The following is a 12490-nucleotide window of genomic DNA, read 5'->3' on the forward strand; positions in this document are numbered from 1 at the left end:
TATCCTAGTGGGAGGATGGTTCAGGGGGTGTCGATCAGATCGGCGAAGGTGGGGCGTTGCTCGGTGACCTTGCGCCGCAACGTGTCCAGATGATCGAAGTGCTGGACGAAAGTGTCCACGATCACGGGGTCGAATGCCGTGCCGCGCTGTTCGATGAGCATGGACAAGGCCTTTTGCGGGCTGAATGCGGGGCGATAGACGCGGTCCATGGTCAATGCGTCGTAGAAATCCACGATGGCCGTGATGCGGCCCGACAGGGGGATGTCCTGGCCTGCCAGCCTGTTGGGATAGCCCTTGCCGTCGTAGCGTTCGTGGTGGGTCAGTGCCACTTCAGCGGCAAGCAGAAACACAGGCACCCGGGATTTGCCGATGATCTGTGCGCCGATGGCGGGGTGCAGTTGAATGACTGCACGCTCTTCTTCGGTGAGCGACCCTGCCTTCTTGAGCACATGGTCCGGGGTGCCGATCTTGCCGATGTCGTGCATGGGCGCAGCGCGCCGCAACAGGCTGGCATAAGCCCGTGTCGATCCCACGAGCAGTGCCAGCGCCTCGGCCAGGAAGCCGATCCGGACGATATGCACGGAAGTGTCATCGTCGCGGGCCTCGGCGGCCATGCACAACTGCAGCAATGCCTCGTTGTGCGCCCGCGTGATTTCATCCAGCGCCTTGTTTCGCTCACGGTACATGTGGCCAAAGTCTTCGACGAAGCGCAGCATCTGTTCAGCTGCCGCTTCGTCGAAGCGAGTGCTCTCGCCTTCAAAAGGGGAAGGCATCGGAATGGCTCCGGTCATGGGCGATTTCAAGCCGGTAAATTGCTTCCAGTACCTGGATGGTGCTGAAGGGCTTGATGAGGTATTCGTCTGCGCCTGCCTTGATGCCATCACGCCGGTCTTCGGCCTGGCCCCGTGCCGTGAGCATGATGACCTTGGTGTGCTTCAGGGCAGGATTGGCCTTGATGCAGCGGCAGACTTCCAGGCCCGACAGGGTGCCGGGCATCATGATGTCCAGCAGCACCACGTCGGGAGAGAGGGCGCGCGCCATTTCCAGCCCCACATCGCCGTTGGCGGCTTCGTAGATCTCGAAATCCTCGAATTCCATGGTCATGTGCAGCAGCTTGCGGATGTCGGCGTGGTCTTCGACGATGAGTACTTTTTTCATGGGTGTCCTGGGTAGATGCCGACAATCTAGAAATTTGCATTTTCGGCATGAATTTGCATTTTTTATATCATATCAATCATTTTGTGCATTTGCAAGCAGTGTCAATAAAAATCGTTTGCAAGTAAAATAGCGCAGTCATGAAAACTGAAAAATCTCTCGACACCTCTGCTGCAACTGACCAGCTCACCACCTTCGAGGCTGCGCGCATGCTTGGAATGGCCGTTCGCTCGGTGCAACTGATGGTGGACCGCAACGAACTCCAGGCGTGGAAGACGCCGGGAGGGCACCGGCGTATTTCGCGCCGCTCGGTGGAGCAGTGGTTGCGCTCGCGCTCTGGTGGATCGGTGCCCGTCGCCGATGCGTCGTTGCCGGCTGTCGCCGTGCGCGAACCTTTCAGGCAGCCCCCAGCCATGCCGATCCCGGAGCTTGCAGACGGGCGAGTGCAGGCGCCTGGCGATATGAAGGTGCTGCTGATCGAGGATTCCATCCACTTCCAGAACCTGGTGTCCTTGCTGGTGGAGCAGCACTTTCCGGCCTGGCAGCTGCACATTGCCAATGACGGCATCACCGGGCTGGCGATGTACGGGCAGATCCAGCCCGATATCCTGATCGTGGACATTCTGCTGCCCGGAATCGATGGAGCGACCCTGATCACGACGCTGCGCTCGCACCCCCAGTTCGCACGCAGCCGCCTCATCGTCGTGACCTCGCTGGACGAATCCCAGCGTGCCCCCTATGCGTTTGCGCTGCAGGGGGTGAACCTCATCCACAAGCCGCGGCTGGTGGCCGAGCTGCCCGCGCTTCTCGCCCAGAGCGCGCAGGCCAGGGCTGCGTCCTGAGCGCGGTGGGCCCTATGACCAACGCGTCTGTTGTGCCGGTTCGGCGCGTATTGCTGGTGGAAGACGACGCCTCGATTGCGCGCTTCATCGACATGGCGCTGGAAGACCAAGGGGTGGATCTGACAGTATGCGGCGACGTGGCAAGCGCCTTGGCCGTGCTGCAAGAGGGTCCTGTGGGGCTGGTCATCACGGATCTGATGCTGCCCGGCTTGTCGGGCTACGATCTGGTGGAGCGGTTGCATTCCGAGCCCGCACTACTCGCTGGCGCCAAGCTGGTCATCTTCAGCGCGGGAGTGAACCTGGACAAGCAGGGGCGGCTTGAAGGCCGTGGCATTTGGCGCATCCTGCGCAAGCCGGCGTCGGTTGCCCAGTTGCAGGCCTGCGTATTGGAGGCATTTGCGGGGCATGATGCAGCGCCGCCGCCAGCAGATGTGCCAGCGCAGCCTGCCGACCCCAGCAGCGCCGAGAGCGACGCGGTACTTGCCTATTTTGGCGGCGACGCCGCCCTGTTCCGTGCGTACCGGGCCAAGTGCCTTGTGCAGTTTGAACACGATCTGGTGGCGGGTGATGCCGCATTGCATGCGGGCGATCTCGCTGCGCTGCAGCGCTTGTCGCACAGTCTGTCCACTGTGTTCCGCACCTTGGGCTGGGCAGAGGACGGCCTGGTGGCAAAACAGCTGGAAGCGCTGGCGGCCTCTGGTGACACGCAGGCCTCAGCCACAGCCTGGTACCAGGTGCGCCGCAGATTGATCGGCTGACACGCGGGCTGGTGCGCCATACCGGTGCATGGTCGTGGATGCTTCAGTCGATGGCCAACTGGCTGGCGTTGCCGGCGCGCCGAAGAGCCACGGCATCCATTTGGGACAGTGACACTTCACCGGTCCTCAGCCGGAACAGGCGCATGGAGTTGCTGACGCCCTGCACCTGACCGTAGACCGATTGTGCTGCCGCTGCCAGTTCTTCCACCATCGCCGCGTTCTGTTGGGTGATGGAGTCCATGTGCGCTACCGCCTCGTTGATCTGGGACACGCCGACCTTTTGCTCGCCTGCGGCAGTGCTGATCTCGTCGAGCACGGTGTTCACCTTTCCGATCGACTGCAGGACCGCCTGCATCCGCTCGCGTGCCTGGCCGGCACTGGCCACGCCTGCCGTGACGCGCGCACCAGACTCGATGATGAGTTCCTTGATGTCCTTGGCGGCCGATGTGGTGCGCTGAGCGAGTGCCCGCACTTCGGATGCCACGACCGCGAAGCCGCGCCCCTGGTCTCCCGCCCGCGCCGCTTCCACTGCGGCGTTCAGCGCCAGGATGTTGGTCTGGAACGCGACGCCTTCGATCAATTGGATGATGTCTTCGATGCGTTTGGACGATGCGGCGATGCCTTGCATGGTGTCCGCCAGGTTCTGGACTGCTTCATCGCTGTGCCGGGCGACTTCGGAGGTGGCGTGGGCCATCTGGGCTCCCTGGCTTGCCGAGGTGGCGCTGTTCTGGATCGTGCCATTGATCTCTTCCATGGACGCGGCCGTCTGCTCCAGGCTGCTGGCCTGCGCCTCCGTGCGGGAGGAGAGGTCGTTGTTGCCGGAGGCGATTTCCTGCACGGCCACATCCAGATGCCCCACTTCCTGGCGGACATCGCTCACGACCGTGCGCAGGTTCACGCTGAGCTGGTTCAGTGCCTGCTGCAGTTTCCCCACCACGTCGGAGGCACCAGTTTCCACGCCGCGGGACAGGTCACCGGATGCGAGGCGGTTGGCATCCCTGACCAGGCGATGCAGGGGACTGACTGCAAAGGCGCGGATGAGCGAGGCGCTGGCCAGCAGCGCCAGCAGCGCTGCACCCAGCACCACATAAGCCGGTGCGCCCAGAAAATGCGGGGTAACCGCTGCGGCAATCGCTGCGGCTTGTGTCAGCGCCAGCTTCGTGGCCAAGGTGGGCTGGCTCAGCCGTTTGAGCCATCCGGTCAAGCCCTTGCGTACCACCAGGCCACCCTGGAGTCCCTGGAGCTGCCTTCCAGTGGCTTCTTCTCGCTTGAACTGCGCGTACAGCGCTTCGGCCGACCGGACCTGATCGCGGCTGGGAACCGTGCGTACCGAGAGAAAGCCGGTGATCTGGGTGCCATCCATCATGGGGGTGGCGTTGGCCTGTACCCAATAATGGTCGCCGTCCTTGCGCCGGTTTTTGACAAGGCCAGTCCATGGCAGGCCGCACTGTATCGTTTCCCACATATCGCGGAATGCCTCGGAGGGCATGTCGGGATGCCTCACCAGGTTGTGGGGCTGGCCCAGCAGTTCCTCGCGCTGGAAGCCGCTGACCTGGATGAATGCATGGTTGCAGTAGGTGATGCGCCCCTTGAGGTCGGTCACGGACACGAGTGTTTCGTCGGGGGAGAAAGTGAACTCCCGCTGTGTGATGGGCAGATTGTGGCGCATGGGTGGCTTTTAGGTCTGTATGGTGGATAACTCAAAGCCAGAGTCATCAGAGTGGCTACTAGTTTTGTGATGTAAATGATAGTTTTATTTGATAACAATGTCAAATATGAATTTTTCGTGGGTCTTTTGGTGCGCGGCAGATATTGGCGCAGCGTGTGGGGTGCGACGGCGGCATGACACGCAGACACTGCCCCTGGGCCTGCTACTGTTCATTGCGACGCAGAAGACAGTGCGCGCGCTGCGCGCGCTGCGCGTTCAATTGCGCCTGGCAAGCCCTGTCGAATCCGACATTTCGGGCGTGAACACGATGCTGCGTCCCCGGCCCTGTGCCTTGGCGTGGTACATGGCGAGGTCGGCGCAGCGCATCAGTGCCTCGGACTCCTGTGCATCTTCAGGGTACATGGCGATACCCAGGCTGCAGCCTGTCTGAAGGGGGATCCCATCCAGGTGGCGAGGGCGTGAGAGCGCGGCGACGAGCTTGTCAGCCACCCGCTCTGCGTCCGATACCGCGTCGACCTCGCGCAGCAAAACGACAAACTCGTCGCCGCCAATGCGGGCAACGACATCGCTGGCACGCACTTGCGCTGTCAGGCTCCCCGCCACATTGACCAGCAGCTTGTCGCCAACGGCGTGTCCGAAGGTGTCGTTGACGGACTTGAAGCCATCAAGGTCCAGCAACAGAAGGGCTATCCGCCTGCCTGCGCGCCCTGCGTGCGCAATGGCCTGACGGAGGTACTCACCCAACAGCCAGCGATTGGCCAGGCCCGTCAGCGCGTCGTGCGTTGCCTGGTGCTGCAGCTGCCGCTCGGACTGTTTGGTCGCGCTCGTGTCGCGAACAAAAGCGATCGTACCGACATGGCCATCTGCATCCAGGTGGCTCAGTGCGATGTCTATCGGTACGCTTGCACCGTCCTTGCGCAGCAGGGTCAGGTTTCCCATGGTTCCCATGGGTCTGCGTCGAGGCTCGCTTGCATAGCGCTGTCTGTTTTCCCCATGCAATCGGCGCAGGTCGGCAGGCAGGAAGAGCTCGACGGATTTTCCAATCAGTTCATGGGGCTGGTAGCCTGACAGCGTGCACAGAGCCTCGTTGGCCAGCACGATGGTGCCGCTGTCCGATACGAACAGGATGCCATCGGGAGCCTGTGCGACGATAAGTTCGGAAAGGTTCATGGGCGCGGGGTCCGTGGTTGCCCTGCTGGGCGGTGCGCCGGAACCGTTGTGGGTCCGGGTACATCTCCATGGTCGGCCAAGTGCAGGTTCACCGGCTTGACGTGCATCAAGTCTTGCGTGCGTGACGGCGAAAGTGCGAGTTGGCGAGGCGAAGCAGGGGCGCCTATTGCGCTCCGGAAAATTCACACCGCTCGCCATGGCTATTTTTTGTTCGCCTGCATGCCCGATCGACGACAGGGCGCAACAACGACACTGTGACAAGTTGTTGACTCCGATTTTTTACACGTCCATAATTCGCAGCATTGGTTCGGTCTTCACCGCACCAGAACCTCAGCAACATTGCTGATCACATACCGGCTATGAAAGCCCCTGACATGCGCGTACAGCGCGGTCAGGGGCTTTTTGCTTTTTGGAGTTTGAATGTCGTTGTCGTCCGATTCGGGAAACCTCCCCGCGCCAAGCACTGCCGGGCACCTCGTCACCGTGGCGAGCATCCAGATGGAGCCGCGCATCGGCCGCAAGGACGAGAACCTGGCGCGCTCGGTGGCCCTGGCCGAGCGTGCGGCCGCGGGCGGCGCTGCCCTGGTGGTGCTGCCCGAACTGGCCAACACCGGCTACGTGTTCGAGAGCCGCGCCGAGGCCTTCGCATTGGCCGAGCCCGTGCCCAATGGCCCAAGCACGCAGGCCTGGATCGAGGTGGCCCGCCGCTGGAACACGCTCATTGTGGCCGGCATTGCCGAGCGCGATGGCGAGCGCCTGTACAACGCGGCCGTGGTCGTCGGCCCCGAGGGCTGGCTGGGCACCTACCGCAAGCTGCACCTGTGGGGCAACGAGCACCTGTTCTTCGAGGCGGGCGACAAGGGCCTGCCGCTGTTTCACACGCCGTGGGGGCGCCTGGGTGTGGTGATCTGCTATGACGGCTGGTTCCCCGAGGTCTACCGCCTGCTGGCCATGCAGGGCGCCGACGTCGTGGCCATGCCCACCAACTGGGTGCCCATGCCGGGCCAGCCCCCATGCAGCCCCGCCATGGCCAACACGCTGGCCATGGCCAGCGCCCACAGCAATGCGCTGAACATCGTCTGCGCCAACCGCACCGGCACCGAGCGTGGCCAGCCCTTCATCGGCCAGAGCCTGATCGTCGATGCCCAGGGTTGGCCGCTGGCGGGCCCTGCCCCCGTGGGCGGTGATGACCTCGTGCTCACCGCGCAGCTGGACCTCCGGGCCACGCGCCAGGCCCGCCAGCTCAATCCCTTCAACCACGTGCTGCGTGATCGCCGCGATGACGTGTACGACCCCATGTTGGGCACCGGCTGGCCGCTGCCGCGGCACTGATGCCCTCTGATTTTTTCCGCCCCGTGTTTCCTTTTTCGTTCACCCCCAACCCAAGGAGCCTTCTGATGATGACCCCCTTCACCTCCCTCCTGCGCTACGGCGCAATCGCCCTGGCTGCCGCGCTGGCCCTGCAGGCCCAGGCCGCCGACCCCATCCGCATCGGCGTGGCCGTGGGCCTTTCGGGTGCCAACAGCGTGGTGGCACCGGCCGTGGTGCAGTCCTCGCAACTGGCGGTCGAAGAGATCAATGCCGCCGGCGGCATCCTCGGTCGCAAGGTCGAACTCGAGATCGTGGACGACGCTTCGGGCGCCGTGGGCGCGCAGAAGGCCTTCGACACCCTGGTGTTCCAGAAGAAGGTCGACGCCGTCATCGCCATGGAGACCAGCGCCGCGCGCAATGCGGCCCTGCCCATCATCTCGCGCGGCAAGGTGCCCTACATCTACACCTCGTTCTACGAAGGCCGCTCGTGCAGCCCCTGGATGTACGTCAACGCCTGGGTGCCCGAGCAGCAGGTGGCGCCCATCGTCAACTACTTCTGGTCCAATCTGAAGTCGCGCAACTTCTTCCTGGTGGGCAACGACTACGCGTTTGGCCGCGGCATGCTGGACTTCACCAAGAAGTACATCGAGAAGAATGGCGGCAAGGTGGTGGGCGAGGAGTACCTGCCCATCGACGGCTCGGACTGGACCCCGGTGCTCAGCAAGATCCGCGCGGCCAAGGCCGATGCGCTGATCAGCGCCACCGCCGGCGGTGCGCCCAACGTCTCGCTGGCCAAGCAACTGCAGGGCTCGGGCCTGAACCTGCCCTACGGCAACCTGGCCATCGACGAAGCCACTGCGAAAAACATGGGCGACGTGGCGACGGGCATGTACATGTCGGCCTCGTACCTGACCACCATCGAGACGCCCGAGAACCAGAAGTTCATCGCCGCGATGACGAAGAAGTTCGGCGCCGACCTGAAGACGCCCAATGAACTGTCCGAGCCGCAGTACGAAGCCTTCTACCTGTACAAGGCCGCCGTCGAGAAGGTGGGCGCGGTGGACAAGGACAAGATCATCAAGGCGCTGGGCGAGGTTTCCTACACCGGCCCGCGCGGCGAGGTGAGCATGAACAAGAGCCGCCATGCGCCACTGGCGATGCGCCTGGGCCAGATCCAGGCCGGCGGCGCCATCAAGATCCTGCAGACCTTCAAGGGCGTGGACCCCGGCGCGCAGTGCCCTGACCTGAAGTAAGCCTGCCAGCACAGGCTGCCGGCACCCTGCTGCGGTGCCGGCCGCTGGCCCCACCCGGCCGCAAGGGCCGGGGTTTCCTCCCGCTCACCACCACGACCCGCAGCACGAGGGGCGGCGCCACCCGCGCCACCCTTGCGGCGCAGCCATGCCCGATTCGAGGAGTTTTCCATGACCTTGCACCGATTCACCCACTCCATCGCCGGCCGCCTGGCGCTCGGCTTTGGCTGCCTGCTGGCGTTGATCATGACCGTGGCCGGCATGAATGCCTGGTCCTCGCACCAGGTGGGCAACCAGGTGCGCCAGATCGTGGAGGTCAACAACCAGCGCGCCGCCTTCGCCCGCGAGCTGCTGGACAACATCAACCTGATGGCCGTGCAGGTGCGCTCCATCGTGCTGCTGTCTGATATGGCCGAGCTCAAGGCCGAAGGCGCCACGCTGGAGACAGCGCGTGGCGAGTACGTTCGCGCCGAAAAGGCGCTGGCCGCGGCCATGGCCGATTCCCAGGCCGACGAGCGCCAACTGGCAGCAGACATCGCCGCGCTGGGCGCGCGCGGCATGGCGCTGGTGCAGCAGGCCGCCCGGCACGGGCTGGCGGGTGCCAACATCGATGCCACCACCACGCTCACGCAGGAGCTGCGGCCGGTGGAGGCGCAGTGGCGCGCCAGGGTGAACGCACTCATTGCGCTGCAGGCCCAGCGCAATGCCGTGCTGGCCACCGCCGTGGGCACGCAGATCCAGCGCTCCACGACCATCGGCGCGCTGCTTGCGCTGGCTGCGGTCGCCCTCGGTGTGCTCGTGGCCTGGCGCATCGCGCGTGGCATCCAGCGACCGGTAGAGCGCGCGGTGCGCATCGCCGAGCGCATTGCCGAAGGTGCCTTGGACAATGCCATCGAAGGCGCAGGGCAGGGCGAGGTAGGGCGCCTGCTCGACGCCATCGCCACCATGCAGCGGCGCCTGCGGGGCCTGGTGGCCGACATCCGTGATGCCGCCGTGAGCATCGATACCGCCAGCTCCGAGGTGGCGGCCGGCAACCTGGACCTGAGCCAGCGCACCGAGCAGGCCGCCACGCGCCTGCAGGAGACGGCCCATTCGCTGGACCAGCTTGCCGGCAACCTGCGCCACAGCGCCGAGGCGGCGGACGAGGCCAACGGCCTGGCCGGCAATGCGGCGGCCGTGGCCCAGCGCGGCGGCGCAGCCGTAGGGCAGGTGGTGGACACCATGGGCCAGATCACCCAGTCATCCCGGCACATCGCCGACATCATCGGCGTCATCGACGGCATCGCCTTCCAGACCAATATTCTGGCGCTGAATGCGGCGGTAGAGGCGGCACGTGCGGGCAACGCCGGGCGTGGCTTTGCCGTGGTGGCGGGCGAAGTGCGTGCGCTCGCGCAGCGCAGTGCCTCGGCGGCCAGGGAGATCAAGGGTCTCATCGACGACAGCCTCTTGCATGTGGCGGCGGGCGCACGCCTGGTGCAAGGCGCCGGCACCACCATGGCCGACATCGTGGCCAGCGTGGAGCGGGTCTCGGGCATCATCGGCGAGGTGGCCGGGGCATCCACCGCGCAAAGCGGGCGCATCCACGGCATCAACCACGCCATCGCCGAGCTGGACCACGCCACGCAGCAGAACGCCGCGCTGGTGGAGGAGGGCGCCGCTGCGGCGGCGAGCCTGCAGGACCAGTCGCGCCGCCTGCTCGCGCTGGTGTCCACCTTCCACCTGGGGGACGAGGCGGTCGACGCGGCAACGCCCAGCGGCAGCACCGGGGCTGTGCATGCCGCAACATCCCGCAGGGGCGCGCCGCTGTGGCAACTGCCCTTGGCCGCAGCACGCTGAGTGCGGTGGGAGATGCTGCGATGAAGCTGCTTTTGAACACCCTGCAGATGGCCGTGCTGGCCCTGTTCGCCACGGCGGTGCTGCTTGCCATGGCCACCACTGTCTCGGCACAGCCGCGTGCGGCCGAGCCCATCCGCATCGGCGTGGCCGTGGGGCTTTCGGGCGCCAACAGCGTGGTGGCGCCCGCCGTGGTGCAGTCCTCGCAATTGGCGGTCGAGGAGATCAATGCCAACGGCGGCATCCTGGGGCGGCCGGTGCAGCTCGAGATCATGGACGACGCCTCTGGCGCCGAGGGCGCGCAGAAGGCCGTGCAGGCGCTGGTGTTCCAGAAAAAGGTGCACGCCCTCATCGCCATGCAGACCAGCGCGGCGCGCAATGCGGCGCTGCCCGTCGTCGCTCGCGGCCAGTTGCCTTACATCTACACCTCGTTCTACGAAGGCCGCTCGTGCAGCCCCTGGATGTACGTCAATGCCTGGGTGCCCGAGCAGCAGGTAGCGCCCGTGGTCGAGTACCTTGCGCGCAACCGGAATGCGCGCAGCTTCTTCCTTGTGGGCAGCGACTACGCCTTTGGCCGTGGCATGCTCGAGTTTGCGCGCCAGACCATCAGAAAGGGCGGTGGGCAGGTGGTGGGCGAGGAGTACCTGCCCGTAGACGGCAGCGACTGGACAACGGTGATCGCCAAGATCCGCGCGGCCAGACCCGATGCGATCATCAGTGCTACCGCAGGCGGCGTACCCAACGTGTCGCTGGCCCGGCAGCTCAAGGCCGCCGACGTGCGCGCACCGCTCGGCAACCTCTCCATCGATGAAAGCACTGCGCGAGAGATGGGTAGCGCGGCCACGGGCATGCTCATGGCGGCGTCCTATTTCCCCTCCATCGATACGGCGCACAACCGTTCGTTCCGCATGCGCATGCTGGTGCGCTTCGGTGCGGACCTCAAGGCGCCCAATGAGCTCTCGGTGCCGCAGTACGAGGCCTTCTTCCAGTACAAGGCGGCGGTGGAGGCGGCTGGCAGCACCGATGCCGCCAAGGTCATCAAGGCGCTGGGTGAGGTCACGGTGACCGGACCGCGCGGCACGCTGCGCATGGGCAAGGGCCGGCACACGCCGCTGGCCATGCGCCTGGGGCAGGTGCGCTCCGACGGGAGCATCCGCATCCTGGAGACCTACGCGAGCGTGGACCCGGGCGTGCAGTGTCCGCAGATGGAGTGAGCTCGGCCGTTTGAATGACCTGCCTGAGGGCGCCTGCAGGGAGGACAAATCGCGAAGAAAGCAGCTTCGCAGTTGATTGACGCTGGTGTGACCGGCTGTCATAATTGAAACGACCGCACTGGCCAAGCCACGGCGGTCCCTCAGCAGCATTGCTGACCACATACCGGCTATGAAAGCCCCTGAATGCGCACACCGCGCGGTCAGGGGCTTTTTGCTTTCTGGAGCTTGAAAACATGTTCTCTGTGGGACCCCTCCCGCTGTTCCTTTCACTGACCGATTCCGTGCGCCAGGCCCGCCCGGCAGGCACGGCCTGTGCATTGCCTGTGCAGGCACTTCTTGCGCTACCCACGATACCCACAAGACCCAGGAGACACCCCATGACCCTTACCGCCGCCGCCACCGCGTTGTCCCTGCGCGGCCCGATTCCTTTCCATTCGTAGGAGCACACCATGGTTCTGTTGCTGGATCTGCTCACCACGGCGGCGATGCTGTTCGTCGTCACGGCGGGGTTGATGATGGTCTTCGGGGTGATGAAGATCGTCAATTTTGCGCATGGTGCCCTGCTCACGCTGGGCGGCTATGCAAGCTATGTGGTCACCCGGCTGCAGATGGACCCTTGGCTGGCCTGGCCGCTGGCCATCGTGGTCGGCGTGGCCGTGGGCATGCTGGTGGAAGGGCTCATCGTGCGCCCGCTGTACAAGCGGCCGCTCGACGCCATCCTGGCCACCTGGGGGCTGGGTATCGTCATCGGCCAGCTCATCGTGATCGCCTTCGGCCGCGAGGTGCAGTTCGTCAGTGCCCCGCTGTCGGGCACCTGGCAAGTGGCGGGGGTCGATTATTCGGCCTACCGCCTGGTGCTGGTGCCGGTGGCCATCGTGCTGTGCCTGGCGCTCACGGGGCTGCTCAACGGCACGCGCTTTGGCGTGCGCACCCGCGCAGTGATCATGAACGAGGACCTGGCCAGCAGCCTGGGCATCCATTCGGGCCGCGTGCGCTTCATCACCTTCAGCCTGGGCGCAGGCCTGGGCACGCTGGCCGGCGCCATGATCACGCCGCTGTCCAGCGTCGACCCCACCATGGGCCTGCCCTGGCTGGTCAGCGCCTTCATGCTGGTCATGGTCTCGGGCCATTCCATGGCCAGCCTGCTGGTGACCTGCGCCGTGTTCGGCGCGGCCCAGGTGCTGGTCAGCACCTACGCCAGCCCCGTCCTCGGCGGGCTGACCATCGCCGTCCTCGCAGCAGTCACGCTGCGCATCCGTCCCAAGGGGTTTGCCCGTGGCTGATACCA

At 65.0% G+C, this 12490-nt stretch carries 11 protein-coding genes; 7 read left to right on the forward strand and 4 right to left on the reverse strand.

Annotated features, from left to right (window positions below):
- Window positions 1-20: 20 nt before the first annotated feature.
- Window positions 21-791 (reverse strand): HD-GYP domain-containing protein, encoded by a 771-nt coding sequence (locus tag U5N23_RS30805; protein ID WP_322596480.1) that lies wholly within the window; start codon window positions 789-791, stop codon window positions 21-23.
- A complete protein-coding gene (locus U5N23_RS30810) occupies window positions 757-1158 on the reverse strand; it encodes a response regulator transcription factor (RefSeq protein WP_322596481.1) in 402 nt (133 codons plus the stop codon). The genes U5N23_RS30805 and U5N23_RS30810 overlap by 35 nt, the downstream gene beginning before the upstream one ends.
- 137 nt (window positions 1159-1295) lie before the next feature.
- Here U5N23_RS30810 and U5N23_RS30815 point away from each other — a divergent pair, with 137 nt between their 5' ends.
- Both U5N23_RS30815 and U5N23_RS30820 read left to right on the forward strand, forming a co-directional pair.
- A complete protein-coding gene (locus U5N23_RS30815) occupies window positions 1296-1997 on the forward strand; it encodes a helix-turn-helix domain-containing protein (RefSeq protein WP_322596482.1) in 702 nt (233 codons plus the stop codon).
- Between the two features lie 14 nt (window positions 1998-2011).
- On the forward strand, window positions 2012-2755 hold the full coding sequence (locus U5N23_RS30820) for a response regulator (RefSeq protein WP_322596483.1): 744 nt from the start codon (window positions 2012-2014) through the stop codon (window positions 2753-2755).
- 43 nt (window positions 2756-2798) lie between these two features.
- Here U5N23_RS30820 and U5N23_RS30825 read toward each other — a convergent pair whose 3' ends face one another.
- Window positions 2799-4424: a methyl-accepting chemotaxis protein gene (locus U5N23_RS30825; RefSeq protein WP_322596484.1), complete on the reverse strand. Its 1626-nt coding sequence runs from the start codon at window positions 4422-4424 to the stop codon at window positions 2799-2801.
- Between the two features lie 255 nt (window positions 4425-4679).
- On the reverse strand, window positions 4680-5594 hold the full coding sequence (locus U5N23_RS30830; protein WP_322596485.1) for a sensor domain-containing diguanylate cyclase: 915 nt from the start codon (window positions 5592-5594) through the stop codon (window positions 4680-4682).
- Window positions 5595-6092: 498 nt separating this feature from the next.
- On the opposite strand from U5N23_RS30830, the gene U5N23_RS30835 reads away from it, so the two are divergent.
- From U5N23_RS30835 to U5N23_RS30855, 5 genes are all read left to right on the forward strand, one after another.
- Window positions 6093-6926: a nitrilase family protein gene (locus tag U5N23_RS30835; protein ID WP_416208700.1), complete on the forward strand. Its 834-nt coding sequence runs from the start codon at window positions 6093-6095 to the stop codon at window positions 6924-6926.
- A 68-nt stretch (window positions 6927-6994) separates the two neighbouring features.
- Entirely contained in the window at window positions 6995-8158 is a 1164-nt protein-coding gene (locus U5N23_RS30840; RefSeq protein WP_416208701.1) for a substrate-binding protein, read from the forward strand.
- A 168-nt stretch (window positions 8159-8326) separates the two neighbouring features.
- Entirely contained in the window at window positions 8327-9991 is a 1665-nt protein-coding gene (locus U5N23_RS30845) for a methyl-accepting chemotaxis protein (protein ID WP_322596488.1), read from the forward strand.
- Window positions 9992-10011: 20 nt separating this feature from the next.
- The gene (locus U5N23_RS30850) at window positions 10012-11202 is read left to right on the forward strand and encodes a substrate-binding protein (RefSeq protein ID WP_416208696.1); all 1191 of its coding nucleotides are present in this window, start codon (window positions 10012-10014) and stop codon (window positions 11200-11202) included.
- Between the two features lie 449 nt (window positions 11203-11651).
- Window positions 11652-12485, forward strand: a complete 834-nt coding sequence (locus U5N23_RS30855) for a branched-chain amino acid ABC transporter permease (RefSeq protein ID WP_322596489.1) — start codon at window positions 11652-11654, stop codon at window positions 12483-12485.
- Window positions 12486-12490 lie beyond the last annotated feature (5 nt).

The sequence above is a fragment of the Acidovorax sp. genome (assembly GCF_034519795.1).
GTDB lineage: Bacteria > Pseudomonadota > Gammaproteobacteria > Burkholderiales > Burkholderiaceae_C > Acidovorax.

What these genes read in the sequence shown, in the direction of transcription:
- U5N23_RS30840 (WP_416208701.1), top strand. Translation starts at nt 6,995, where the DNA reads ATGACCCCCTTCACCTCCCTCCTGCGCTACGGCGCAATCGCCCTGGCT.
- U5N23_RS30815 (WP_322596482.1), top strand. Translation starts at nt 1,296, where the DNA reads ATGAAAACTGAAAAATCTCTCGACACCTCTGCTGCAACTGACCAGCTC.
- U5N23_RS30810 (WP_322596481.1), bottom strand. Translation starts at nt 1,158, where the DNA reads ATGAAAAAAGTACTCATCGTCGAAGACCACGCCGACATCCGCAAGCTG.
- U5N23_RS30820 (WP_322596483.1), top strand. Translation starts at nt 2,012, where the DNA reads ATGACCAACGCGTCTGTTGTGCCGGTTCGGCGCGTATTGCTGGTGGAA.
- U5N23_RS30835 (WP_416208700.1), top strand. Translation starts at nt 6,093, where the DNA reads ATGGAGCCGCGCATCGGCCGCAAGGACGAGAACCTGGCGCGCTCGGTG.
- U5N23_RS30845 (WP_322596488.1), top strand. Translation starts at nt 8,327, where the DNA reads ATGACCTTGCACCGATTCACCCACTCCATCGCCGGCCGCCTGGCGCTC.
- U5N23_RS30825 (WP_322596484.1), bottom strand. Translation starts at nt 4,424, where the DNA reads ATGCGCCACAATCTGCCCATCACACAGCGGGAGTTCACTTTCTCCCCC.
- U5N23_RS30855 (WP_322596489.1), top strand. Translation starts at nt 11,652, where the DNA reads ATGGTTCTGTTGCTGGATCTGCTCACCACGGCGGCGATGCTGTTCGTC.
- U5N23_RS30805 (WP_322596480.1), bottom strand. Translation starts at nt 791, where the DNA reads ATGACCGGAGCCATTCCGATGCCTTCCCCTTTTGAAGGCGAGAGCACT.
- U5N23_RS30830 (WP_322596485.1), bottom strand. Translation starts at nt 5,594, where the DNA reads ATGAACCTTTCCGAACTTATCGTCGCACAGGCTCCCGATGGCATCCTG.
- U5N23_RS30850 (WP_416208696.1), top strand. Translation starts at nt 10,012, where the DNA reads ATGAAGCTGCTTTTGAACACCCTGCAGATGGCCGTGCTGGCCCTGTTC.